Annotated in this window: 19 protein-coding genes and 1 pseudogene; 10 read left to right on the forward strand and 10 right to left on the reverse strand. The window is 64.8% G+C overall.

The genetic code is table 11. The annotated features are described in order from the left end of the window. Positions 1–52 precede the first annotated feature (52 nt). Positions 53–1,471 (forward strand): ATP-binding protein, encoded by a 1,419-nt coding sequence (locus I2488_RS08490; protein ID WP_246465560.1) that lies wholly within the window; start codon positions 53–55, stop codon positions 1,469–1,471. A gap of 22 nt (positions 1,472–1,493) precedes the next feature. On the opposite strand, the gene I2488_RS08495 is transcribed toward I2488_RS08490, so the two are convergent. From I2488_RS08495 to I2488_RS08525, 7 genes are all read right to left on the reverse strand, one after another. After that, positions 1,494–1,964 (reverse strand): hypothetical protein, encoded by a 471-nt coding sequence (locus tag I2488_RS08495; RefSeq protein ID WP_196275356.1) that lies wholly within the window; start codon positions 1,962–1,964, stop codon positions 1,494–1,496. Positions 1,965–2,081: 117 nt separating this feature from the next. Continuing rightward, complete coding sequence (rplL, locus tag I2488_RS08500; protein ID WP_196275357.1) at positions 2,082–2,459, reverse strand: 50S ribosomal protein L7/L12; 378 nt, start codon at positions 2,457–2,459, stop codon at positions 2,082–2,084. 72 nt (positions 2,460–2,531) lie between these two features. Then, positions 2,532–3,044 (reverse strand): 50S ribosomal protein L10, encoded by a 513-nt coding sequence (rplJ, locus tag I2488_RS08505; RefSeq protein ID WP_196275358.1) that lies wholly within the window; start codon positions 3,042–3,044, stop codon positions 2,532–2,534. A gap of 316 nt (positions 3,045–3,360) precedes the next feature. Then, positions 3,361–3,582, reverse strand: a complete 222-nt coding sequence (locus tag I2488_RS08510; RefSeq protein ID WP_196275359.1) for a helix-turn-helix domain-containing protein — start codon at positions 3,580–3,582, stop codon at positions 3,361–3,363. Beyond that, entirely contained in the window at positions 3,582–4,112 is a 531-nt protein-coding gene (locus I2488_RS08515; RefSeq protein ID WP_196275360.1) for a DUF2975 domain-containing protein, read from the reverse strand. Before I2488_RS08515 ends, I2488_RS08510 begins: the two co-directional genes overlap by 1 nt. A gap of 29 nt (positions 4,113–4,141) precedes the next feature. Next, a complete protein-coding gene (locus I2488_RS08520) occupies positions 4,142–4,294 on the reverse strand; it encodes a hypothetical protein (protein WP_196275361.1) in 153 nt (50 codons plus the stop codon). Positions 4,295–4,507: 213 nt separating this feature from the next. Then, positions 4,508–5,356: a hypothetical protein gene (locus I2488_RS08525; protein WP_196275362.1), complete on the reverse strand. Its 849-nt coding sequence runs from the start codon at positions 5,354–5,356 to the stop codon at positions 4,508–4,510. Between the two features lie 444 nt (positions 5,357–5,800). Between I2488_RS08525 and rpoB the strand changes: the two genes are divergently transcribed. From rpoB to I2488_RS08540, 3 genes are all read left to right on the forward strand, one after another. After that, the gene (gene rpoB / locus I2488_RS08530) at positions 5,801–9,964 is read left to right on the forward strand and encodes a DNA-directed RNA polymerase subunit beta (RefSeq protein WP_196275363.1); all 4,164 of its coding nucleotides are present in this window, start codon (positions 5,801–5,803) and stop codon (positions 9,962–9,964) included. Positions 9,965–10,054: 90 nt separating this feature from the next. Beyond that, complete coding sequence (gene rpoC / locus I2488_RS08535) at positions 10,055–14,338, forward strand: DNA-directed RNA polymerase subunit beta' (protein ID WP_196275364.1); 4,284 nt, start codon at positions 10,055–10,057, stop codon at positions 14,336–14,338. Between the two features lie 168 nt (positions 14,339–14,506). Next, complete coding sequence (locus I2488_RS08540; RefSeq protein WP_196275365.1) at positions 14,507–16,309, forward strand: methyl-accepting chemotaxis protein; 1,803 nt, start codon at positions 14,507–14,509, stop codon at positions 16,307–16,309. Between the two features lie 59 nt (positions 16,310–16,368). Here the strand turns inward: I2488_RS08540 and glpX are convergent, their stop codons facing one another. Further along, positions 16,369–17,361, reverse strand: coding sequence for a class II fructose-bisphosphatase (gene glpX, locus I2488_RS08545; RefSeq protein WP_196275366.1), 993 nt, complete (start codon positions 17,359–17,361; stop codon positions 16,369–16,371). A 209-nt stretch (positions 17,362–17,570) separates the two neighbouring features. Here glpX and I2488_RS08550 point away from each other — a divergent pair, with 209 nt between their 5' ends. Beyond that, a complete protein-coding gene (locus I2488_RS08550; RefSeq protein WP_196275367.1) occupies positions 17,571–18,038 on the forward strand; it encodes a hypothetical protein in 468 nt (155 codons plus the stop codon). 14 nt (positions 18,039–18,052) lie between these two features. Here the strand turns inward: I2488_RS08550 and I2488_RS08555 are convergent, their stop codons facing one another. Together I2488_RS08555 and I2488_RS08560 are read right to left on the reverse strand one after the other, a co-directional pair. Further along, the gene (locus tag I2488_RS08555; protein ID WP_196275368.1) at positions 18,053–19,360 is read right to left on the reverse strand and encodes a homoserine dehydrogenase; all 1,308 of its coding nucleotides are present in this window, start codon (positions 19,358–19,360) and stop codon (positions 18,053–18,055) included. Positions 19,361–19,466: 106 nt separating this feature from the next. After that, positions 19,467–20,360 (reverse strand): hypothetical protein, encoded by an 894-nt coding sequence (locus tag I2488_RS08560; RefSeq protein ID WP_246465561.1) that lies wholly within the window; start codon positions 20,358–20,360, stop codon positions 19,467–19,469. Between the two features lie 334 nt (positions 20,361–20,694). Between I2488_RS08560 and I2488_RS08565 the strand changes: the two genes are divergently transcribed. The 5 genes and pseudogenes from I2488_RS08565 to I2488_RS08585 all read left to right on the forward strand — a co-directional run. Beyond that, positions 20,695–21,357: an energy transducer TonB gene (locus I2488_RS08565; RefSeq protein WP_196275369.1), complete on the forward strand. Its 663-nt coding sequence runs from the start codon at positions 20,695–20,697 to the stop codon at positions 21,355–21,357. 81 nt (positions 21,358–21,438) lie between these two features. Then, positions 21,439–22,194 carry a MotA/TolQ/ExbB proton channel family protein gene (locus tag I2488_RS08570; RefSeq protein ID WP_196275370.1) on the forward strand — a complete coding sequence of 252 codons (756 nt, stop codon included), beginning with the start codon at positions 21,439–21,441 and terminating at the stop codon, positions 22,192–22,194. A gap of 121 nt (positions 22,195–22,315) precedes the next feature. Further along, complete coding sequence (locus tag I2488_RS08575) at positions 22,316–22,843, forward strand: ExbD/TolR family protein (RefSeq protein ID WP_196275371.1); 528 nt, start codon at positions 22,316–22,318, stop codon at positions 22,841–22,843. A 45-nt stretch (positions 22,844–22,888) separates the two neighbouring features. Beyond that, positions 22,889–23,329: an ExbD/TolR family protein gene (locus I2488_RS08580; protein ID WP_196275372.1), complete on the forward strand. Its 441-nt coding sequence runs from the start codon at positions 22,889–22,891 to the stop codon at positions 23,327–23,329. 1,185 nt (positions 23,330–24,514) lie between these two features. After that, a pseudogene (locus I2488_RS08585) lies at positions 24,515–24,916 on the forward strand (transposase); the annotation flags it as partial. Positions 24,917–25,036 lie beyond the last annotated feature (120 nt).

The raw sequence follows: 25,036 nt of genomic DNA on the forward strand, positions 1-25,036 counted from the left end.
CGCGTCGCCGCAATGGTTGACCCGTCGGTCGGCGAGTGACAGCGTTTCCGGAATGGAAGGGTTCGGCCAGTTGGCAAGCAGGATGCGCGTGGGGCGCAGTCCGGCAAGACGATCGGCGGGCGGCATGGGCCGCCTGCGCGCGTGGCTTGAGTCGCATCCTCCGCATGGGCCGAACCTGTCCCGTCTTGCCGTCCGCGCCGCAACGCTGCTGCTGGTGCTGGCAGCGGTGCAGGCAGTGGCCAGCCTCGCGTTCTACGATGTCATCGACAAGGAGACCCTGCGCGAGGATCACGCGCGGCGCGTGGCCGAACTGCTGGTCGTCAGCAACCGGCTGCATGAGCTGCACCCGGAGGCGGTGGGCTCGACCATGAGCACGAGCCATCTCGAAGTGGCGCTCGCGAACTCCCCCCACGCGATTCCGGGCCGCGATGCCGAGGCCGTCGCCGAGATAAGGGGCTATATCCTGCGCTGGGAGCCGACGCTGGCGGGCCAGCAGCTGATGCTCGGGCTGGAGCCGTCCCGTCTCGGTTATGGCAATCTCGTGGGCGCGATGCGCCTGCGCGACGGGCACTGGCTGAACTTCCGCTCGCGCGATGTCACGTCAGGTTGGCCGATCGCGTTGCGCGCGACAGTACTGACTTTGATCACCGCCGTGGTCGGCTTCGCCCTCTCGCTCTGGTCCTTGCGGATCATTACCCGTCCCTTGCGTGAACTGACGGACGCTGCCGATGCGATCGGCAAGGGGCAGGTGGTGCCGGTGCGCGAAAGCGGCCCGGACGACTTGCGCAGCCTCGCCCGTTCGATGAACGCCATGCAGGAGCGCATCGCCGCCATGCTCGAGGACCAGGCGCGCTCGTTCGAGGCGATCAGCCACGATATGCGCACGCCGCTGTCGCGCGTGACCATCGCCGCCGACCTGATCGACGATCGCGAGATTTCAGAGCTGGTGCGCGATGCGACCGGCGAGATGGAAGCGATGCTGATGTCGCTCCAGCGCTATCTGCGCGCGCAGCATCTGGCACCCGAACCGGTCACCATCGACCTCGGCCTCGCCGTTACCGATCTCGTGCTGGGCGGGTTCCCCGACAGGGCTTCGGTCGAGGTCGTGCCGGGCGCAGTCGTCCAGACCTGGCGCGAGCCCGTGCTGATGGCCCTGCATCCGCTGATCGCCAATGCCGTCCACTACGGCGGCAAGGCGAGGGTCAAGGTCGAAACGGATGCCAACGGCCGCTGGCACGTCCTGATCGCGGACGATGGGCCGGGCATATCAGAAGATCAGTTCGAGCGGATCCTGGCACCCTTCTACCGTATCGACGATGCGCGGGCGCGCGACACGGCAGGCTTCGGCTTGGGCATCCCCACGGCACACCGGCTGCTGCAGCGTTTTGGCGGCGAGTTGTCCTTCGCCCGCAGCGAAAGCGGCGGGCTGCTGGTGGACGTGCTGGTGCCGATTGCGGGCGATATCCCCTAGGAGCCCGACCGGCCGACCGGTTTCAGGCGCCCGTTGCGGGATTCATCTCGGGAATTTGCAGAATTCTCTGCCGACGCTTGGGCGGGACATCGTTGCTGGTCGCCCGCAGTTCGTGCAGGCGGGCTTCGGCCTTGCGCAAGGCGTCGGCGACCTTTTCGTCTGCCAGTGCCGCAATGCACTCGTAATCCTCGATGATGCTGCGCACGGCTTGCGTCGTTCGCTTGAGGGCGCTCTGATAGGCCTCGCAGTTCAGTCCGCGATGCAGCGCGACAGCGGCGGCGCCAACGAAGCTGAGGGCCGCGACATAGCTGTCATCCGTTGTGGAAAGTGCCACGGAACCGGCCGCTACCGGCAGTACGATACTGATCAGCTGAAGCGGCCAACTGCCCACACGGACCCAGAACAACTGGCGGCGAAGGCTCTCGTCCTCGTATCCGAGTTGCTCCACCCGGATTGCGGCAAAGTGACGATAGCGCGTAACCTCTTCCGACATGACGTTCCCCCCGGAAAGCCATGAAAGAGTGTCGCAACCCTGCGGTTTTGCCAAACGAAAAAGGCGGAGCCGAAGCCCCGCCTTTCCCTGTATCTTGTCCGGAAGACCGGAAGAAGATTACTTGACTTCGACGGTGCCGCCGGCTTCTTCGATCTTCTTCTTGATGTCTTCGGCTTCAGCCTTCGACACGCCTTCCTTGATCGCCTTCGGAGCGCCTTCGACCAGCGCCTTGGCTTCGGTCAGGCCCAGGTTGGTGATCGCGCGGACTTCCTTGATGACCTGGATCTTCTTGCCACCGTCGCCGGTCAGGATGACGTCGAATTCGGTCTTCTCTTCAGCGGCTTCAGCAGCGGCGCCACCGGCAGCCGGAGCAGCAACGGCGACAGCGGCAGCAGCCGAAACGCCCCAGGCTTCTTCAAGAGCCTTGGCGAGGTCAGCGGCTTCGAGGACGGTCAGCTTCGAAAGTTCTTCAACGAGCTTGGCGATATCGGCCATGGTATTTCACTCCTGATCTTGTGGTGCCCGCGTGCCCGAGTGGCGCGGCGAGCGTAAATCGAACGAACTGTCTTATGCGGCTTCCTTGGCGTAGGCACCGAAGACGCGGGCCAGCTTGGCCGCCGGAGCGGTTGCGAGCTGAGCGATCTTGGTTGCCGGAGCCTGGACGAGGCCGATGAGCTTGGCGCGCAGCTCGTCGAGCGAGGGCATCGAGGCCAGAGCCTTCACGCCTTCCGCGTCGAGAACCTGCGAACCCATTGCACCGCCGACGATTTCGATCTTGTCGGTGGTCTTGGCGAACTCGACGACTGCCTTGGCGGCGGCGACGGGATCGGCCGAGGCAGCGATCGCGGTCGGACCGGTGAAGAAATCACCCAGACCTTCGTAATCGGTGCCTGCAACGGCAAGCTTGGCAAGACGGTTCTTCGCAACCTTGTAGGTCGCGCCCGCTTCACGGATCTTCGTGCGCAGGGCGGTGGACTGGGCCACCGTCATGCCGAGGTTGCGGGTGATGACCACCGCGCCGGCCTCGTTGAAGACGCCGTTCAGGAAGGCGACCGAATCGGCTTTCTGCGAACGATCCATGCCATACTCCTTCACATGTGACTGAACCGGGAGGCCCGGACAGTCGGCTACTGCTTGCCCCCGCGAAAGCGGGGGTCGATGGCCCGAAGGCCACCGGCGAGTCCGTGACAAGGGAAGGAGATGCGCCATAAAAGACGCGAGGGGCGCCACGATCCTGAAGGAGCGAGGGGCCTTGAAACTCTTTTCCCCGTCTAGGCTGGAGATTAAGTGCGGGCAGATCCCGCACGCCAACTGTCTCGGACGGATGATCGGCAAACCAAAAGAGGCCCACCGGTCGGGGCGGGCCTCTGGAGGATTCGGGTCCGGAAGTCAAGCTTTACGCGGATTCGGCCCCGTCCCGTTCATATCCGAGCACATCGCCGGGTTGGCAGTCGAGTTCCCGGCAGATCGCCTCGAGCGTGGAGAAGCGGATTGCCTTGGCCTTGCCGGTCTTGAGGATCGAGACATTGGCGAGCGTCAGGTCGATGCGGTCGGCCAGTTCCGTCAGCGTCATGCGGCGGGCGTGGAGCAGGTCGTCGAGTTTGACATTGATCGGCATCACACGGTCCCTTCCAGATCTTCGCGCATCTGCGCTCCGGTGCGGAACACACGGGCGAGGATGAACAGGACCAGCGCGAGCAGCAGGCCGTTGCCCGAGATCGAGAGGTCGACGTCGGTCGGCTCCACCTTGTCGCCTACCCAGGCGCCGAACAGGCCCACCGGCACGGCGATGAACTGCAGCGCGATCGACATCCACGCCATGACCTTCAGGCGCTCGGCGTTCTCCGGGATGAACGGATCGCCCGCAGCAACGCTGTCGACGATCTGCTTGAGCTTCAGGGTGAAGAACCACATCGCCGCAACCAGCGCTGCCACCGCGACCATCAGTCCGGCAAGGGCCCAGACGAACTGGGCGTTCGCGGCCTTTGGCGCTTCCTTGGCGATCTCGGCGATGATGTCGCCCTGCATGAACAGGATTACCGGCACGGCGATCACGCAGGCGGCAGCGGCAACGATGAACACTGCCATGAAGAAGACCAGCAGGGCGCGGGCAAGGCCGAGCAGCGGGTCGGATCGGAACGAGGACATGGTGTTTCCCTCCTGTTGAACGGTGACGGTCAGGCGACGAGCGGAAGCTGGTAGGTCGCCATGACCGGACCTTCGGCGCGTGCGAACGATGCCGGGCCCGCGTCCACCGTCGGCAACCACAGCGTGGCAGCCAGCAGCAGCGAGAGGATCGCGGCGGCGGTCTGGGGAATGAGGCGGGGCATTGATCGTTCTCCGATATGGTCGATATCGAAATTCAATAATGCCGATTCGGCTTATCGTCAATCAATAATATCGAAAAACAATATTTGGCTTATCGTTTCTCGGATGTGATGCGTAGGCAGCACGCAAAAGCGGCCCCGTCCGGAGGGGTGGACGAGGCCGCTTCCCTTCACCACGACGTGGCGACGGGTGAAGGATTGGGGGAGTTCGAAGGATCAGGCGCTGGCGTAGTCGCCCGCGATTGCGGGCTCGGTCGGGCGAGGTGTCCCGGTCGGGACGTCGCTCCGCGCCGCCATCGACTGGACCATGATCCGCGCACGACGGCGGCGCGCCTTGCGCGAACGGAACGGGTTCGCAGCGTCCGGCGGCGAGGCGACGATGCTCTCGATCAGGGCTGCACGCTCACCGGAAGTGCCGACGACCGGGGTGGAAGCCATGGGCACCGCAGAGAGGCGCGCAGGCGGTACAGGTGGAGTAACGCGGCTCTCGGGCTGCGGTCGCAGGGCAGGGCGGGTGGCGACAGGCGGCACGAAGTCCACGTCCTCTTCATAAGGACGCCGCCTGCGGCTCATGGCAAGGCCAACGCCGCCAAGGACGAGCAGCGTCGCCGCAGCGCCAACCGGCAGCGCCCAGTCCGGCGCGCCCGGTTCATTGCTGGCGACAGGCGGCGGCGGAGCTGCCTCCCGCGTATCCGGGGCGGGGGCAGCCACCGGCGCCGTGACTGGCGGCGTCACCGTTTCGCTATCCTCGCGTGCAGCAGCCGGGCTGGCGGGAGCAGCGGTTCTGGCCGCAGTCCGCGCCGTTGTCGGCGAGCGCGCCGCCGGCTTTGCTATATCCGTGGCAACGGGCTCCGCTACGGGCGCACTGGTCACTACCGGAGCAGGCGCAGGCGAAACGGGCTCCGGCACCGGGATCACGATGGTCGGCGCAACCGGTGCTGCAACGACCGGCGCATCAGTCACGGGTACGGTAGCGTCCTGTGCAAAGGCGGTTCCTGCAGAAAGCATCAGCATGGCAGAAATCGCCATGGTGTTGCGGGGCGACATGGTGTTGAGCTTGTTCATGAAGCGAAAACGCGACGAACCGCAGATAAGGTTCCCTATTGGCGATGAACGGTGACGTTATTGCCAGTAAGATGCAGCATCTTGCGACGCCTGAAACAATGTTTCATGGTTTCTGAACCGTTGTTCATGGACTGCATTCATTACTTGCGGCGCCTGCGGCCGTGAGCTTCCGCCTCGCGGTCCACCCCTTTGACTTCGCAACAGCCGTGCCCTATATGCCGCCCCTGTTCGTCGCTTCGAGCAAGGCCGTCCCATGCGCAGGGGGTGGCTCGGGAAGGAAGCGAAGGGCAATCCATCTGACGCAAAAGGCTGCGGGCCATGGCTTCCGTTCGACGGAGCGCCGTGCGCTGTGCGGCCTTTCGCTGTTTGGTGGCGCCATCCTTGCGCGTGGCAGAATTTCCGCCGGTTTTCCGGCCATTTGTTGAGAAGAGGCTCGCAACCTTTATGGTTTCCAAGACAGCCAGTCGTCCCGGCGTGAAGAAGCGCATCCGCAAGATCTTCGGGGACATCCACGAAGTCGTGCAGATGCCGAACCTGATCGAGGTCCAGCGCGAATCGTACGAGCAGTTCCTCCGCTCCGATCCGTCGGTGGGCTATGTCTCGGGCCTCGAGAAGACGCTGCGTTCGGTGTTCCCGATCCAGGACTTCGCCGGCACCGCCAGCCTCGATATCAAGGAGCGTGACGGCTACGTCCTCGAAGCGCCGAAGTACGACGTGAACGAGTGCCGCCAGCGCGGCATCACCTACGCTGCGCCGATGAAGGTGACGCTCAAGCTCGCGACCTTCGAGGTCGACGCCGAGACCGAGACCAAGTCGCTCATCGATATCAAGGAGCAGGACGTCTACATGGGCGATATCCCGCTCATGACCGAGAACGGCACGTTCTTCATCAACGGCACCGAGCGCGTGATCGTCTCGCAGATGCACCGTTCGCCGGGCGTGCTGTTCGACCATGACCGCGGCAAGACCCACTCCTCGGGCAAGTACCTCTTCGCTGCCCGCGTGATCCCCTACCGTGGTTCGTGGCTCGATTTCGAGTTCGACGCCAAGGACATCGTCAACGTCCGTATCGACCGCAAGCGCAAGCTGCCGGTCACCGCGCTGCTGCATGCGCTGGGCCTCGATGACGAGCAGATCCTCCACCACTTCTACGACATCGTGAAGTGGGCGCGCGCGGAAGGTGGCTGGAAGGTGCCCTTCGTGCTCGAACAGTGGCGCGGATCGAAGCCGATGTTCGACATCGTCGACGCCAAGTCGGGCGAAGTGATCTTCCCGGCGGGCCAGAAGATCAGCCCCCGCGCTGCCAACAAGGCTGCCAAGGACGGTCTCGAGGAACTGCTGATCCCGACCGAGGAAATCTTCGGCCGCTACGCCGCGCGTGACCTGATCGACGAAGCAACCGGCCGCATCTGGATCGAAGCCGGTGACGAAGTCTCGCCGGAGAACCTCGACCTGCTCGACAAGGCCGGGATCGACACGCTCGAACTGCTCGACATCGACCACGTCTCGACCGGTCCCTGGATCCGCAACACCCTCAAGGCCGACAAGGCCCCGGACCGTGACCATGCACTGGCCGATATCTATCGCGTCATGCGCCCGGGCGAACCGCCGACGCGCGAAACCGCAGAAGCGCTGTTCGACGGCCTGTTCTTCGACGGCGACCGCTACGACCTCTCGGCCGTGGGTCGCGTCAAGCTCAACATGCGCCTTGGCCTCGATGCCGAGGACACCATCACCACGCTGCGCACCGAGGACATCCTCGCCGTGGTCAAGGAGCTGGTGAACCTCAAGGACGGCAAGGGCGAAGTCGACGACATCGACAACCTCGGCAACCGTCGCGTGCGTTCGGTGGGCGAGCTGCTGGAAAACCAGTACCGCGTCGGCCTGCTGCGCATGGAACGCGCCGTGAAGGAGCGCATGTCCTCGGTCGACGTGTCGACCGTCATGCCGAACGACCTGATCAACGCCAAGCCCGCCGTGGCTGCGGTGCGCGAGTTCTTCGGTTCCTCGCAGCTCTCGCAGTTCATGGACCAGACCAACCCGCTCTCTGAAGTCACCCACAAGCGCCGCGTGTCGGCGCTCGGGCCGGGCGGCTTGACCCGCGAGCGCGCCGGCTTCGAAGTCCGCGACGTTCACCCGACGCACTACGGCCGCATCTGCCCGATCGAAACGCCGGAAGGCCCGAACATCGGTCTGATCAACTCGCTGTCGACCTTCGCGCGCGTCAACAAGTACGGCTTCATCGAAACACCGTACCGCAAGGTCGTCGATGGCAAGGTGACCAAGGACGTCATCTATCTCTCGGCGATGGAAGAGCAGAAGCACACCGTGGCGCAGGCCTCGGCCGAGCTGACTGCTGACGGCTCGTTCGTCGAAGAACTCGTCTCGGCTCGCCAGAACGGCGAATTCGTGATGAGCCCGCGCGACCAGATCACGCTGATGGACGTTTCGCCGAAGCAGCTCGTCTCGGTTGCCGCCTCGCTCATTCCGTTCCTGGAAAACGACGACGCCAACCGCGCGCTGATGGGCTCGAACATGCAGCGCCAGGCCGTGCCGCTGATCAAGGCCGATGCGCCTTATGTCGGCACCGGCATGGAAGAGACCGTGGCCCGCGATTCGGGCGCCGCGATCTCGGCGCTGCGCTCGGGCGTGGTCGACCAGGTCGACGCCACCCGTATCGTGATCCGCGCCAGCGGCGATATCGAACCCGGCCAGTCGGGCGTCGACATCTACCGCCTGCAGAAGTTCGAACGCTCGAACCAGTCGACCTGCATCAACCAGCGTCCGCTGGTGAAGGTGGGCGACCTGATCGAGAAGGGCGACATCATCGCCGACGGTCCCTCGACCGAGTTCGGTGAGCTGGCGCTGGGCCGCAACGTGCTCGTCGCGTTCATGCCCTGGAACGGCTACAACTACGAAGACTCGATCCTGATCAGCGAACGCATCGTCAAGGAAGACGTCTTCACCTCGATCCACATCGAGGAATTCGAAGTCATGGCCCGCGACACCAAGCTCGGGCCCGAGGACATCACCCGCGACATCCCGAACGTCGGCGAGGAAGCCCTGCGCAACCTCGACGAGGCGGGCATCGTCTACATCGGTGCCGAAGTGCACCCGGGCGACATCCTCGTCGGCAAGATCACCCCGAAGGGTGAATCGCCGATGACGCCGGAAGAGAAGCTGCTCCGCGCCATCTTCGGTGAAAAGGCCAGCGACGTGCGCGACACCTCGCTCCGCCTGCCGCCGGGCGTTGCCGGCACGATCGTCGACGTCCGCGTCTTCAACCGTCATGGCATCGAGATCGACGACCGTACCCGCGCCATCCAGAACGAGGAAATCGAACGCCTCGCCAAGGACCGCGAGGACGAGCGCGCGATCCTCAACCGCGCCACCTTCAACCGCCTGCGCGACATGCTGCTGGGCCAGGTCTCGGCTGCCGCTCCAAAGGGCATCAAGAAGGGCGAAGAGATCACCGAGCAGGTGCTCGCCGACGTCGAACGCCACGAATGGTGGAAGTTCGCCGTTGCCGACGATGCGCGCCAGGCACAGCTGGAAGCGGTCAAGGCGCAGTACGACACTGCGGTGAAGGCGATCCAGGAGAAGTTCGAGGACCGCAAGGAAAAGCTCGAGCGTGGTGACGAACTCGCCCCCGGCGTGCTCAAGATGGTCAAGGTCTTCGTTGCGGTGAAGCGCAAGCTGCAGCCGGGCGACAAGATGGCCGGCCGTCACGGCAACAAGGGCATCATCAGCCGCATCCTGCCGCAGGAAGACATGCCGTTCCTCGAGGATGGTACGCCGGTCGACTTCGTGCTCAACCCGCTGGGCGTGCCTTCGCGCATGAACGTCGGGCAGATCTTCGAAACGCACCTTGGCTGGGCCGCCCGCGGCCTCGGCAAGCGCATCGGCGCGGCTCTCGACGCATGGCGCGAGGCCAACCCGAACCCCGAAGCCGGCCAGCCGCCGGAAGCGGTGCGCGAGCTGCTCAAGGAGATCTACGGCGACAACTACGCGGGCGACATCGACGCACGTGACGACGCGCAGATCATCGAGTTCGCCCAGGCTGTCCGCAACGGCGTGCCGATGGGTTCGCCGGTGTTCGACGGCGCGGTCGAAAAGGACGTGACCGACATGCTGCGTCTGGCAGGGCTGGATGAATCCGGTCAGGTCACGCTGTTCGACGGTCGCACCGGCGATGCCTTCGACCGCAAGGTGACGGTGGGCATGAAGTACGTGCTCAAGCTGCACCACCTTGTCGACGACAAGATCCACGCACGTTCGATCGGGCCGTACTCGCTCGTCACCCAGCAGCCGCTGGGCGGCAAGGCGCAGTTCGGTGGCCAGCGCTTCGGCGAAATGGAGGTCTGGGCGCTCCAGGCCTACGGCGCGGCCTACACGCTGCAGGAAATGCTCACGGTGAAGTCGGACGACGTGGTCGGCCGCACCAAGGTCTACGAAGCGATCGTCAAGGGTGACGACACCTTCGAGGCCGGCATTCCCGAAAGCTTCAACGTGCTCGTCAAGGAAATGCGCTCGCTGGGCCTCAACGTCGAACTGTCGTCGCTCGACGACACGGATGACGACGACGGTCTCGCCGAGGCGGCGGAGTAAGGAACACGGGCGGCGGTCCTGCCGCCGCCCATCCTTTCGCACCAGATTTTACGTCCAACGCCTCGCTTTGAGGCAAGGGAACGGCACCAAATGAACGACCTGACCAAATTCACCAACCAGCTCGCCAAGCCCGAGACCTTCGACCAGATCCAGATCGGTCTGGCGAGCCCCGAGCGCATTCGCAGCTGGTCCTTCGGCGAGATCAAGAAGCCGGAAACCATCAACTACCGCACGTTCAAGCCCGAGCGTGACGGCCTGTTCTGCGCGCGCATCTTCGGCCCCGTTAAGGACTACGAGTGCCTCTGCGGCAAGTACAAGCGCATGAAGTACAAGGGCGTCGTCTGCGAAAAGTGCGGCGTCGAAGTCACCGTCACCAAGGTGCGCCGCGAGCGCATGGGCCACATCGAACTGGCCGCTCCGGTTGCGCACATCTGGTTCCTCAAGTCGCTGCCCTCGCGCATCGGCCTGCTGCTCGACATGCAGCTCAAGCAGCTTGAGCGCATCCTCTACTTCGAAAGCTACGTGGTCATCGAGCCGGGCCTGACGCCGCTCGAGAAGTACCAGCTGCTGACCGAGGACGAACTGCTCGACGCGCAGGACGAGTATGGCGAAGACGCTTTCTCGGCCGGCATCGGCGCCGAGGCCGTCAAGCACATGCTGATGAACCTCGATCTGGTGCAGGAAAAGGAAGACCTGCTGCAGGAGCTGGCGACGACCAAGTCGGAGCTGAAGCCCAAGAAGATCATCAAGCGCCTCAAGGTCGTGGAATCGTTCATCGATTCGGGCAACCGCCCCGAATGGATGATCCTCGACGTCGTGCCGGTCATCCCGCCCGAACTGCGCCCGCTGGTGCCGCTCGACGGTGGCCGCTTCGCGACCTCGGACCTCAACGACCTCTATCGCCGCGTCATCAACCGCAACAACCGCTTGAAGCGCCTGATCGAGCTGCGCGCGCCGGACATCATCGTCCGCAACGAAAAGCGCATGCTGCAGGAAGCCGTTGACGCGCTGTTCGACAACGGTCGCCGTGGCCGCGTCATCACCGGCGCCAACAAGCGTCCGCTGAAGTCGCTGTCCGACATGCTCAAGGGCAAGCAGGGCCGCTTCCGCCAGAACCTGCTCGGCAAGCGCGTCGACTATTCGGGTCGCTCGGTCATCGTGACCGGCCCGGAACTCAAGCTGCACCAGTGCGGCCTGCCCAAGAAGATGGCGCTCGAACTGTTCAAGCCGTTCATCTACGCGCGTCTCGATGCCAAGGGTCTTTCCATGACCCTGAAGCAGGCCAAGAAGTGGGTCGAAAAGGAACGCAAGGAAGTCTGGGACATCCTTGACGAGGTGATCCGCGAACATCCGGTCATGCTGAACCGTGCGCCCACGCTGCACCGTCTCGGCATCCAGGCGTTCGAGCCGGTCCTCATCGAAGGCAAGGCGATCCAGCTGCACCCGCTCGTCTGCTCGGCCTTCAACGCCGACTTCGACGGTGACCAGATGGCCGTTCACGTGCCGCTTTCGCTGGAAGCCCAGCTCGAAGCGCGCGTGCTGATGATGTCGACCAACAACATCCTCTCGCCCGCCAACGGCAAGCCGATCATCGTTCCCTCGCAGGACATGGTCTTGGGCATCTACTACCTGTCGATGGACCGCGCCGGCGAGCCGGGCGAAGGCATGATGCTGGCCGACATGGCCGAAGTGCACCAGGCGCTGGAGGCCAAGGCCGTCACGCTGCACTCGAAGATCATCGCCCGCGTTCCGCAGACCGACGAGAACGGCAAGCAGTACCTCAAGCGTTTCGAAACGACGCCGGGCCGCATGCTGATCGGCGAATGCCTGCCCAAGAGCCACAAGGTTCCGTTCGAGATCGTCAACCGCCTTCTCACCAAGAAGGAAATCGGCGACGTGATCGACCAGGTCTATCGCCACACCGGCCAGAAGGACACGGTGCTGTTCGCCGACGCCATCATGGCGCTGGGCTTCCGCAACGCGTTCAAGGCAGGCATCTCGTTCGGCAAGGATGACATGATCATCCCCGACAGCAAGGATGCGCTGGTTGCCGAGACCAAGGAACTGGTTGCCGACTACGAGCAGCAGTACCAGGACGGTCTCATCACCCAGCAGGAAAAGTACAACAAGGTGATCGACGCCTGGAGCCGTTGCGGCGATCAGGTCGCGAACGCCATGATGGAAGAGCTCAAGAGCTCGCCTGTTGACGAGGCGACCGGCCGTCAGAAGCCGATCAACGCGATCTACATGATGTCGCACTCGGGCGCTCGTGGTTCCCCGGCGCAGATGAAGCAGCTTGCCGGCATGCGCGGCCTGATGGCCAAGCCTTCGGGCGAGATCATCGAAACCCCGATCATCTCGAACTTCAAGGAAGGCCTGACCGTTCTTGAATACTTCAACTCGACCCACGGCGCTCGCAAGGGCCTCGCGGACACCGCGCTGAAGACCGCGAACTCGGGTTACCTGACCCGTCGTCTGGTCGACGTGTCGCAGGACTGCGTCGTGATCGAGGAAGACTGCGGCACCGAACGTGCGCTGGAAATGCGCGCGATCGTCCAGGGCGGTTCGACCATTGCCTCGCTGGGCGAGCGCATCCTCGGCCGTACTCTTGCCGAAGACCTGATCGAGGCGAAGTCGGGCGAAGTGATCGCGCAGAAGGGCGAACTGCTCGACGAAGCCGCGATCGCCAAGATCGAGGCCGCTGGCGTGCAGTCGGCCAAGATCCGCTCGCCGCTGGTCTGCGAAGCCCAGCAGGGCGTCTGCGGCACGTGCTATGGCCGCGACCTTGCCCGTGGTACGCCGGTCAACATCGGTGAAGCTGTCGGCGTCATCGCCGCGCAGTCGATCGGTGAGCCGGGCACCCAGCTGACCATGCGTACCTTCCACATCGGTGGCGCGGCGCAGGTCAACGAGCAGTCGCACCTCGAGGCGATCTCGGACGGCACCGTGCAGTACCGCGACATCCCGACGATCACCGACAAGCGTGGCCGTCGTCTGTCGCTGGCCCGCAACGGCGAAATCGTCGTGGTCGACACCGAGGGCCGTGAGCGCGCGATCCACCGCGTGCCCTACGGTACCCACCTGCTGCACGAGAACGGTGCGATCATCTCGCAGGGCGATCGCCTGGCCGAGTGGGACCCGTTCACCACGCCGGTGATCACCGAAAAGCCGGGTATCGTGCGCTATCAGGACCTTGTCGACGGCAAGACCCTGACCGAGCAGACCGACGAAGCCACCGGCATGTCGAGCCGCGTCGTCACCGAGAACCGTGCCGCTGGCCGGGGCAAGAAGGAGGACCTGCGTCCTCGCCTGACCCTGCTCGACGACGATTCGGGTGAAGCCGCACGCTACCTGATGGCGCCGGGCACCACGCTCTCGGTCGAGGACGGCCAGCGCGTCGAAGCGGGCGACATCCTCGCCCGTGCTTCGCGTGAAGCTGCCAAGACCCGCGACATCACCGGCGGTCTGCCGCGCGTTGCCGAACTGTTCGAGGCCCGCAAGCCGAAGGACAATTCGATCATCGCCAAGATCGCAGGGCGCATCGAATTCGTGCGTGACTACAAGGCCAAGCGCAAGATCGCGATCATCCCCGAGGAGGGTGAACCGGTCGAGTACCTCGTGCCGAAGAGCCGCGTGATCGACGTGCAGGAAGGCGACTACGTCAAGAAGGGCGACAACCTGATCTCGGGCTCGCCCGATCCGCATGACATTCTGGAAGTGATGGGTGTCGAGGCTCTGGCCGAATACCTCGTCGCGGAAATCCAGGAAGTCTACCGCTTGCAGGGCGTGAAGATCAACGACAAGCACATCGAGGTGATCGTTCGCCAGATGCTGCAGAAGGTCGAGATCACCAACGGTGGCGACACCACCCTGCTGCCGGGCGAACAGGTCGACCTCGAGGAGATGCTCGAAACCAACGCCAAGCTGGCCGAGGGCATGCAGCCCGCCGAAGGCAAGCCGGTGCTGCTCGGCATCACCAAGGCCTCGCTGCAGACGCGTTCGTTCATCTCGGCCGCGTCGTTCCAGGAAACCACCCGCGTGCTCACGCAGGCGGCCGTGGAAGGCAAGAAGGACTCGCTGATCGGTCTCAAGGAGAACGTGATCGTCGGTCGTCTCATCCCCGCCGGTACCGGTGCGGGCATGAACCGCCTGCGCGTCGCCGCCTCCTCGCGCGATGCCGCGCTGCGCGCATCCTACCGCAAGCTCCAGGAATCGCTGATCGCTCCGGCGACGGCAGCCGAAGAGCATGCGGCGGAACTGGCGCAGGGCCCGGAAGCAGCGATCGGTGACGATCCGCTGGCGACGGTCGAGGGCGAGACCCACGGCACTGACGCCGATGCCGGTGATTACCTGATCGAGGGTGACGAAGCCTGAGCTTCGCCGATCCCTTCGGACAGTTGAAAGGCCCCGCCAGAGCAATCTGGCGGGGCTTTTTCATGCAACCTTGGAGGAAGCAGCACCGTAAATGCCGCTATTGTAGCAAGACGGGCAAATTAACCCAAATACTGCATTCCGGACTTCTCAATACTCGGGAGTACCGGCATGATCGGCGAGCAGACTTCGCGTGGTGCCAGATTGGTCGTCGGCCTGATCTTTGCCGCGATCCTCGTGGTGGGGCTCGCCGTGAGCTATATCCGTTTCGGCGGTCCGCTGCATCGCGCCAACCTTCTACAGGACGAACTGCTGGCCGATATCCTGCCGCCGCCCGCTTTCGTCGTGGAACCTTACCTGCACACTACCAGGACGCTCGTCGATCCGGCGCATGCCGCGCTGGCCAGATCCGCGCTTGCCGAGGAACGATCGCTGTTCGAGCAGCGCAAGGCGTATTGGGCCTCGGCGCCGATCCCGGAGGAGTTGCGCGAAGAAGTGCAGGCGACCATCGGCACGGCCGATGCGTTCTGGGCAGCCGTCGATCAGCGTTACCTTCCGGCTCTCGATTCCGGCGATATCGAGACGATGCGGCAAGTGCATCGCGATGAGCTGACTCCCGCCTACGAGAAGCAGCACGACGCGGTCGAGCGCCTGGTCGAACAGTCCACGGCCTATCGCACCGAGCTGATGGCAGGTGCCAACCGCCTTGTCCTGATGCTGATCCTGCTCTTTGCAGCACTGGCAGTGGCAGTTCTGACCATCGTCCTTCTCGCCGCCCGTGCCATCCGGCAGCGCGTTGTCGCGCCGCTCGTCGAAACGGCCGGGACGATGCAGCGGATGGCCCAGGGCGACTACTCGTCCGATGCCTGCGGAGCAGAGCGCGACGACGAGATCGGGATGATGGCCCGCTCCATCGCGGTGTTTCGCGACAACGGCATCGCCCGGGCCAAGGCTCAGGAAGAACAGCAGGCGGTCGTCGCGGCGCTCTCGGCCGGGCTTGACTGCATGGCCCGCCAGAACCTCGAGTACCGGATCGCGCAGGCCTTTCCCGAAGGCTACGAGGAACTGCGCACCAACTACAACAGCGCCGTCGATGCCCTGGCATCGGCCATGCGGACCGTGCGCGTCGGGGCCGCCAGCGTCATGACCTCCATCGCCGAAATCCGCGACGCCAGCGACGACCTTGCCCGCCGCAACGAACAGCAGGCCTCCAGCCTCGCCCAGACGGCAGGCGCAATGCACGGCGTTACCGGCCGGGTGCGCGAGACTGCGAAGGGGGCGAGGGACGTGCATGCTGCGATCAACGCCGCCCATGGCGAGGCACACAGCGGTGGCGAAGTCGTCCGCCAGGCGGTCGCGGCCATGGCTGCCATAGAGGCGTCGGCCCACCAGATCGGCAGTATCATCTCGGTCATCGATGGCATTGCCTTCCAGACCAATCTGCTGGCGCTCAACGCCGGCGTCGAGGCGGCGCGGGCGGGCGAATCCGGCAAGGGCTTTGCGGTCGTCGCCACCGAAGTCAGGGCCTTGGCGCAGCGGTCGGCCGAGGCGGCGCAGAACATCAAGACCCTGATCGAGACCAGCACAGGGCAGGTCGGCGAGGGCGTCAAGCTGGTTGGCGAGACCGGCGCGCGATTGACGGGGATCGTCGAACAGATCGCCGCCGTGGACGCGCTCGTATCGCAGATCGCAGAGTCTGCCGCGCGACAGGCGGAGAGCCTTGAGCAGGTCAATGTGGCGGTCGCCGAGATGGACAGGATGACCCAGGCCAATGCCGCGATGGTCGAGGAATCGTCTGCGGCGACGCGCAGCCTTTCGGCGGAGGCCGAGCGCCTCACCGATCTTGTCAGCACCTTCCGCACGCGCGACGTCGAGAAGCGCCCCGGCAAGGTCAGCAATCCGCAGCAGCTGCGGCGGACGTCGGCGCTGCAGACCGCGCGCGAGCTTCCCGCCGTCGTGCGCTTCGGCACCTGATGCACAAAGGCCGGGCGCTTCGCAGCACCCGGCCTCAGGTTGTCACCAAGGCTGGCGGATCAGCGGCCCTTGCGGTGCTCGCCCTTGACCCAGCGCACGGTCCCGGACGAGGCGCGCATTACCACGCTCTCGGTGGTCATCGTGCCGTTCTTGTGGACCTTGACGCCCGCGAGCAGCGAACCGTCGGTCACGCCGGTTGCGGCAAAGATGCAGTCGCCCTTGGCCAGTTCGACGAGGTCGTACTGCTTGTTCAGGTCCTCGATGCCCCACTTGCGGGCGCGGGCCTTCTCGTCCTCGTTGCGGAACAGCAGGCGGCCCTTGAACTGGCCGCCGACGCAGCGCAGCGCTGCTGCCGCCAGCACGCCTTCCGGAGCGCCGCCGGTGCCCATGTACATGTCGACGCCGGTGTCCTCGTTGGTCACCGCAATCACGCCGGCCACGTCACCGTCCGGGATCAGCTTGATGCCGCAGCCCAGCGCGCGCAGCTCGTCGATCAGCGCGGAGTGACGCGGACGATCGAGCACGCAGACGTTGATGTCGCCCGGCTGCACGCCCTTGGCGGCGGCAACGGCCTTGACGTTCTCGGTCGGCGACTTGTCGAGATCGATGATGCCTTCGGGATAGCCGGGGCCGCATGCCAGCTTGTCCATGTAGACGTCAGGCGCATTGAGCAGGCCGCCTTCTTCGGCCACGGCCAGCACCGCAAGCGCGTTGGGGCCGTCCTTGGCGGTGATGGTGGTGCCTTCGAGCGGATCGAGCGCGATGTCGATCTTCGGGCCCTTGCCCGGTGCCGCGCCGACCTTCTCGCCGATGTACAGCATCGGCGCTTCGTCGCGCTCGCCTTCGCCGATCACCACGGTGCCGTCCATGTAGAGTTCGTTGAAGGCCGCGCGCATCGCCTCGACTGCCGCAGCGTCAGCAGCCTTCTCGTCGCCGCGACCGATCAGCCGCGACGCGCCGATGGCGGCAGCTTCGGTCACGCGAACCATCTCGAGCACGAGGACGCGGTCGAGAACCTGGGAGGCGGCGGGGTTGTTGGTCTTATCGGTCACGATGGCTCCAGCTTGGTCGGGTGGTGACGAACGGGGACGTACTTCGAGATATGGTTCAGCCCGTGTGCAGCATATCACCGGCAGACCCGGCTCGACGCGGCGCGCAAGCTGTGCAAACGTATGCGCAATCATCGCTATGTCGCGCAAAGGGCATTGCGTGGCAGAGATGACGCTGGTGTGACCTTGGCACTAGACGCGAGGTAAGGGTCTTGTCGAGACAGAGAGTAGCAGTTCTGGCCGCAGCAGCGCTTCTTTTTGGCGCGGGGCCAGCGCTTGCGCAGGATCAGGCGCCTGCTGCTGCGGCAACCCAGGGGCCGGTCGTGCCCGGTGCGGCCCAGAGCGACGCCGATGTGGCCCGCAACCTGCTGACCAATTCGCAGACGCAACGGTGCCGCCCGATGCAGCGCTCGGACGGCACGATCGTGGTCTGCGGGGGCAAGGAGGCCAGCGACCGCGAGCGCGTGCCGCTGCGCGACGAGACCGACGGCGCGAAGTCGACCGACGATGGTCTCCCGCGCGCTCCCAACGTTTCGGGCCTGCGCGATTGCAGCCGCGGCTGCATCGGCCTCGGCGGGAAGCCGCACGAAATCTACATGTTCGACATCAAGGCGCTGCCGCCGCCGCCACCCGGCTCGGACGCCGACCGCATCGCCAAGGGCGAGATCCCGGCGCCCTGAGAGCGCCGGAAGATTCACTCGCCCAGGATGTGCATCACCAGCGGCGGTTCGGCCAGGACGGGCGAGCCATCGAGCAGGCGCAGGGCCTCGGCAATCGCGCTTTCCGGGCCTTCGTGCGTCACCATCGACACCATCACCGGCGCAGCGTCGGCGCCACCCTTCTGGATCAGGCTCTCGATCGAGACGCCGGCATCGCGCATCGCGGCGGTGATTTCGGCGAGAACGCCGGGGCGGTCGGCCACGGTGAAGCGGATATAGGCCTTGCCGGTGCGGTGCCCGACTTCGGCCGGAGCCGCGCGGTCGAGTTCTGCCACGGGAATCGAGAACGGCGCGCCAATGTCACCGCGCGCGATGTCGATCAGGTCGGCAACGACCGCGCTGGCCGTCGGCCCGTCACCGGCGCCGGCGCCCTGGAACAGCAGGCGGCCGACGAAATTGCCCTCGGCCACCACGGCGTTGGTCGCGCCATCGACGTGGGCCAGCGGGTGATCGCGATGGACGAGGTGCGGGTGGACACGCTGGAACAGGCGGCGATTGCCCGCAGCGTCGGTCTCGGTCTCGGCCATGCCGATCAGGCGGATGTAGTAGCCGAGCGCATCGGCCTGGGCGATGTCGGCGGCAAGGACGCGGCGGATGCCGGTGGCCAGCACCGGCTTGAAGTCCACCGCCGTGCCGAAGGCGATCGAGGAGAGGATCGAAAGCTTGTGGGCGGCGTCGATGCCATCGATGTCGAAGGTGGGGTCAGCCTCGGCATAACCCTTGGCCTGTGCCTCGGCGAGGACATCGGCGAAGTCGCGGCCGGTGTCCTCCATCGTCGAGAGGATGTAGTTGCAGGTGCCGTTGAGGATGCCATAGACCCGCGCGATCTCGTTCGCGGCGACGCCTTCCTTGAGGCCCTTGATCACCGGAATGCCCCCGGCAACCGCGGCCTCGAACTTGAGCGCGACCTTGGCGGCTTCGGCCTTGGTGGCAAGTTCGACGCCATGATGCGCGATCATCGCCTTGTTGGCGGTGACCAGTGCCTTGCCTGCTTCAAAGGTGGTGCGGGCAAGGGCCAGTGCAGGGCCGTCCGCTCCGCCGACGAGTTCGACCACGACGTCGACGTCAGGCCGCTCGCCAAGGATGACCATGTCGTCTTCCCAGGCATAGCGCGAGACGTCGAAGCCACGATCCTTGTCGCGGTTGCGGGCGCTGACGGTGGTAATGACGATGGGACGCCCTGCACGCCGTGCGATGAGGTCCGCATTGGCCTCGATCAACCGGATTACCCCGCCGCCGACCGTGCCAAGCCCGGCCAGCGCGATACGCAAAGGTTCGCTCATGTCATTCCCGTCCGCTGAAACTTGCAGTTGCATTTGCAGATTCTGCGCGGCGGGCCTTAGGTGACATGGGCGGCGCGGGCAACCGGCGTTTGCTCAGATCCTGACGCTAGCGGGCCACGGCGGGCCTGCTGCGCGAACATTCGCCAAGCTGGGCGATGACGAAGGCATAGTCCTCCGCAGCGGCCCGCACTTGCGCCGCACTGCCAGAAAGGCTCGCGCCAGCCGGCATGGTCGCGGGCAGGCTGCAGGCGAGGCGATACCAGGTCAGCGTGTCGCGCGCGGGCGGGCGCGAGGCCTGGTCGACGATCTCGGACAGGCTGACCCCCCAGGTGCGCTCCATGCCGGGCCGCCTGACGACCGACAGCGATACCGGCGCGTTGTTCTCGGTCTGCAGGAACACTTGCGTTTCACCCTCGCCGATCAGGTTGCCGGGCACGAACAGCACCTCGCGCACGCCCTTGATGCGGGGCGCGGCATCCGGCGAAAGCATCTCGGTAAGGATGGCGCGCGTGCGCATCTCGGTCTCTCCCGACCAGGCGATCTGCGCGCCTGCATCGACCAGGCTGATCTCGCCGGGCCTTCCCGGGACCGTGCGCGCAAACAGCAGCATCACCGCCTTTGACAGCTTGGGCACCTTGCCCTTGGCATCCAGCGGAACATCGGCGAGGTAGCGAACCGTTTCACCCATGGCCGGGCCGCTCAGCACCGTCTGCGTGCGCGCCTCGACCAGCAGTCGGGCCATGCCGGGGGCGAGGCCGGGGGCTTGTTCGGGCTTTAGGCGAGATGCTTTCTTGACCTGCACGCGCAGGACGGCCTCTGCCGCATCGGCCATGGAGGCGATGTCGGCGTATGTCAGCGTTGCGGACGCGCCCGCGCTGATTGCGCTGTCAACGTCCCGAATCGGCTGCTGCCGAGCCAGCGCGGGAACGTTCGCGAATCCGCAGATGAGCGCGGCGAGGGCTGCTGCGCGCAGCGCGGCATTGGGTACAAACCTAGGCATAACAGGGTCTCCGGCGGAATCCGCCCCTTCGTTTCTGGCTGATTTCAGGCAGTGCAACCCTGAATCACGAGTTAACGGATAAAGCATTTGCGCGGCTTTGGCTTCGCCGTTAAAGATGCGGCCGTTCGGGCAATCCAAAACAAGCAGCCCGACGCTTGCCGCCGCCAAACCCCCTGGTTTGATGTCGGCGGACCGGGTTGCCGGCAGGGTGGATTGAAATTTGCTGGATTGGCCTTCGGGCAGGACGGTGATCCTGCGCGTGGGCTCCACCTTGGTCAGGGCCGTCATGCGCGTGCTCCGGGCCCGGGTGGGCGATCAGGAGTATTGGAGCTGAATGGCATACGCTGACCAACAGATGAGCGGTAACAAGATCACCGCGCTCATCGTCGTTGCGATTCTTCATGTCGCCGTTGGCTACGCACTCGTTACGGGGCTGGCTCAAGAGGCGTTCAAGAAGGTCAAAGAGGTGACCTCGGCGGTCAACATCGAGGAAGAGAAGCCGCCGGAGGAGCCGCCGCCGCCGCCGCCTCCGAAGGAGAACACGCCGCCGCCGCCGATCGTCGCGCCTCCGCCGCCGATCAGCTTCAACGCGCCGGCGCCCCAGGTCCAGACGGTCAACGAAGCACCGCCGCTTCCGGCTCCGCCGGCACCGGTTGCGCTTCCCGCGCCGCCTGCCGCTCCGCCGCCGCCGCGCTTCCAGCCCAAGGGTGCTGCGCCCAAGGGCAATCCCGGCAACTGGGCGACGTCGAACGACTACCCCTCGCGTGCGCTTCGCGAAGAGCGTGAAGGCACCACGGGTTTCCGTGTCACGGTCGGTACCGACGGCAAGGTGACGGACTGCCAGATCACCAGGTCTTCGGGCAGCCCGGATCTTGACGAGGCGACCTGCGCCAACGTCCGCCGCCGCGCGCGTTTCACGCCCGCGACCGACGGTGAAGGCCAGCCGACCACGGGCTCGTATTCGAACTCGATCCGCTGGGTCATCCCGAAGGATTGATCCGGACCGCGGAACTGACACGAGAGCCTGGCACAACCGGCACTCACGCACTTTGATTTGAATTGAAGAGGAAGACTCGCAATGTTCATCTACGCTCTTGCTGCCGCCGCTGGCGCCGCAGCGCCGCAGAAGTCCTTCGGCATCAAGGAAGCCCTGTTCCCGAACGGTCAGCCGAACTGGATCGGCATCGCCACCCTCGTGATCCTCGCGATCATGTCGTTCGGCTCGTTCTACATCCTGTTCACCAAGCTCATGGAGCAGAACAAGATCATGGGCCAGTACAAGAACATCGGCACGTTCTGGCGCGCTCCGACCCTGCGTGAAGGCGCTGCGAAGCTCGAGAAGAACTCGGCATGGCGCCAGATCGTCGACGACGGCATCGCCGCCGAAGACCAGCACGGCAAGATGACCGACGCCATGGAAGCCCATGACTGGCTGCACGGCTCGCTCGCCCGCTCGGAAGCGTTCGTGAACGCTCGCCTCGCCGGTGGCCTTCCGTTCCTCGCCACCGTCGGTGCTACCGCTCCGTTCATCGGTCTGTTCGGTACCGTGGTCGGCATCTACAACGCGCTGATCAACATCGGTCTCGCCGGTTCGGCCTCGATCGACAAGGTCGCAGGTCCGGTCGGTGAAGCTCTGATCATGACCGCGCTCGGTCTGCTCGTCGCCGTTCCGGCCGTGCTTGCCTACAACTGGCTGCAGGCTCGCAACAAGAAGATCGCCGAGCTGCTCTCGGGCTTCTCGACCGACATCCTGGCGAACATCAACTCGAAGGGCGCAGTGAAGCCTGCTCTTCCGGCTGCTCCGGCCACCCCGGCCGCCCCGGTCAAGAAGTAAGCAAAGAACCGGGCCGGTGGCATGCCGCCGGCCCCTTTCCGGAACGCGGGTCAAAGGCCGGAGCCAGTTCTCCGGATCGCTCCGGCCCCTCTCGCGGCTCAAGACGGATAGGATGTAACCCATGGCAATGTCTGTAGGCGGCGCTGGCGGAGAAGAACGCCCGATGTCGGACATCAACACCACGCCGCTCGTGGACGTGATGCTGGTGCTGCTGATCATCTTCCTCATCGCGGTGCCCGTCGCGATCCAGTCGATCGAAAAGCTCAAGGTCCCCATTCTTGTCAGCGAGGAATCGCAGGACAAGGTCGAGAACCTGATGCTCTCGGTCGTCTCGACCGACGCTGCAGGTCGCAGCCCGAGGGAACCCGGTTACGAGGGTTCTTCGCGCACCGGCCAGTGCCGCGTCTATTTCAACAACATCACCCCGGTGGACAACCAGGAGCTGTACCAGCAGGCTTTCAATCGCCTCGATGCGATCGTGAAGCGTGAAGGTGGCGCTGCCAACATGGACCCCGAGAAGATCCCCGAAGTGCATATCCGTGGCGACGTGAACGTGCCGTGGAAGTGCATCGCCGGTGCGATCTACAACGTCCAGTCCGCCGGCTATCCGAAAGTCGGCTTCATCTCGACGCCGGTCGATCCGGGCTAAGCCCGGACCCTCGACTGGCCCAGAGAGCGAACAGGAGTACCAACCATGGCAATGAGCGGCGGCAAGGATGATGGCTCGCCGATGATGGAAATGAACACGACGCCGTTGATCGACGTCATGCTCGTTCTCCTCATCATGTTCATCATCACCATCCCGGTGGCCACGCACGCGGTGAACATCGACCTCCCGCAGCCGACGACGGTCCCCAACAACGTCACGATCGATCCGATCAAGAACAAGCTGGTGCTGACGGCAACCAACCAGATCCTCTGGAACGGTGCCGCCATCAACGAAGGCCAGCTGGTCTCGATCATCGCTTCGACGAAGGGGATCAATCCCGAGCCGGAACTGCAGTTCCAGCCCGAGGAATACGCCAGCTACGAGATCGCGAACCGGATGATGAAGATCATCACGGACGCCAAGGTCACGAAGTTCGGCTTCGTCGGGAACGAGAACTTCGCAACCTTCGAGAAGGCGGCGAACTGAGTTCCAGCCACATGGCGAACCACAAGAGGGAGCGGCGCAAGCCGCTCCCTTTTTTGTTTTGATGTCCGGAGGTCCTTGGCTCGTTCGGGTTGCGCTAACGCTCGACTGGAATACCGAGGTCCGCACCTCTTCGGGAGCGTGTGCTTTTTGATGCTCACGCAAAGCCGCAAAGGCGCGAAGGTGTTGCGCCTCGGGGTGTGTGTGCGTGTGGATCCGGGGCGTGCCGGGTGGTGAGATGCCTCCGGCAGACGCGACATCTTTGCGGCTTCGCGGCTTTGCGTGAGATATCTCCGGCGCGGCGCTGATCGCCCACCCCGCTGCGACTAAACTCGCCTACGGCTCGCTAAGTCTCGCGGCCCTCCCGCCTGCGGGAGGGCAAGACGCTGCGCTTGTCTCCCCTCCCGCAAGCGGGAGGGGTTGGGGGTGGGCATCCTTCGACAAGCTCAGGATGAGCGGGACACGTGATATGAAGCCTCATCCGCTGGCGAGTGCGGACCATGACGCCGGTGGGATAAGCACAGATCGCGCGACCGGTGCGGGTGCCGTCGTGGCACGCGCGGGGAGGGCGCGGGACCGGTTGCGAATGGCCGGGGGCGGTTCCGGGCCCCTTGTCGGCTCAGCCTGTGGGCGGACATATGTGACAGGACGAAGCTGTGGCAGCGGCTCGCGGGGCTGCTTTGGCTTCTGGCAAGCGGCTGCGTGAAAAGAACCTGTCGTTTGCGCAGACTTCGTCACGCAAGTCATGGCGGGTTCCGCATCCGCAGCGTCGCTCAGGGTTCGGCGCCGTGCTATCAGCCCTGGGGTGTCCTGTCTGTCCTTGGGTAACGGCAGGGTTTGCCCGGTGGGTCCTGGGCTTAACGCCCCGCATTGAACCCGCGCGCACCTGCCGCACCGATCGCGCCGGAAGCCTTTGGACCAAAGCGACTCTGGGCATCAGCGTCCGAAGGGAGAGGAGCGGGTTGGCCTTGTGCCCTCTCCTGACCTGTGGGTGGGGTCTATAACCTATATGGTTCGTTTTGTCAAGGTCTACCCGCATCTCCCTTCATCGTCATCCCGGGCTTGCCCTGGGATCCCGCTTCCCTGTTGGTGTGGTTGTGCCAGAAGAACAGCCCAGCCCCCCTGATTTCACAAACGAAGTGCAACACCTCAGACAGGTGGTGCCATGTCGAGATACCCCCAGCTTTCGCTGCAACTCTGGATCGCCAGCCGTCGACCATCGCCCGCGAACTGAAGCGCAACACCGGCAACCGCGTCGGCTACCAGCCTGCCTATGCCCAGGCGCAGAGCTCGGCACGCCGCTGGAGCGGAAGCCGCCTCGAACGCGACGATGACCTGCGCAATGCCGTGCTGGACCGTCTGGCCGCCGGCTGGTCGCCGGAACAGATCGCCGGGTGGCTCGACCGTGAAGCGGACTGCATGCTCTTCCGAACTCCCGGACCCGCCGTCCTGATCGCCCACGAACGCCACTCGCGGATCATCCTGGCCATCCCCCAGCCACGCCTCAGGGCGCAAAGCGTCGCCGACAGCCTCGCCAACCTGCTCAAGCCGCTCGCGCCAGACCTGCGCCAGTCGATCACCTTCGACAACGTCCTAGGTTGGGAAGCAGCGGCGGGAAAAGGCCAGCAGGTCTCTTTGCGCCGAGCGTGATCGGCGCTGATGACTTTTTGATCCAGATGGCTTCCATCGTCAAGGAATGCGTTCTCGGCC

The organism is Novosphingobium jiangmenense (genome assembly GCF_015694345.1).
Lineage (GTDB): Bacteria > Pseudomonadota > Alphaproteobacteria > Sphingomonadales > Sphingomonadaceae > Novosphingobium > Novosphingobium jiangmenense.